We start from the raw sequence: 622 nt of genomic DNA, 5'->3' as shown, positions 1-622 counted from the left end.
ACGATCAATCATCGGCTCGACTCAGAATACGGCCATTCGGCCTGCAGTCGCATGCGTGACGGCGTTGGTGCATAGAGACGGGCATTGGGCAACGGTGGGACTCAGCCGAACGTGAACGCGTAAGCCAACACGCCAGACGCCAGGAAGGTGATCTCGAAGGTGCGTTCGCCGCTGCCGTTGGCCTGCCGCACGAGCTGGTAGAGGCGCTGCCCGGTGACCGTGCCGTTGCCATACGCATCGATGTCCGTGCCGCGGTCGGCGCCCGGCGCCTTGCCGTCGATCAGCACGCGAAAGCGCACGGGCTTGCCATCGCGACCGGGGCCCAGCACCAGGTGCAAGTCGCGGCCACGGAAGCGATAGACGATACGTCCGTTGGGGCTGTCGAGCCGCGCATTTTCGTCGCTCACCGACCAGCGCCCGTCGAGCGCCCACTGGTTGGCCATCAATGTCGGGGGCGCATGATACGTCGAGGTCGTGTCCTGCGTCATCTGGCCGCCGGCGAAGTTCTGCGCGCGTGCGTAGCCGACGTAGGTTTCCGGCGAGCGACTGGCATCGCCTGAGCCGGCGGCGGCCTGTGCGCCCTGCGCGTTCGGTTGCACGTAGCCACCCGGCAGGTCCTTCT

Annotated in this window: 1 pseudogene; it reads right to left on the bottom strand. The window is 66.7% G+C overall.

Annotated elements, in window-relative coordinates:
* Positions 1-101: 101 nt before the first annotated feature.
* Positions 102-622, bottom strand: a pseudogene (locus tag F6X40_RS43790) (cytochrome c biogenesis protein DipZ); the annotation flags it as partial.

The organism is Paraburkholderia sp. UCT31 (assembly GCF_014397655.1).
GTDB classification, from domain to species: Bacteria; Pseudomonadota; Gammaproteobacteria; order Burkholderiales; family Burkholderiaceae; genus Paraburkholderia; species Paraburkholderia tuberum.
This window is presented reverse-complemented; position numbering and strand designations above follow the sequence as displayed.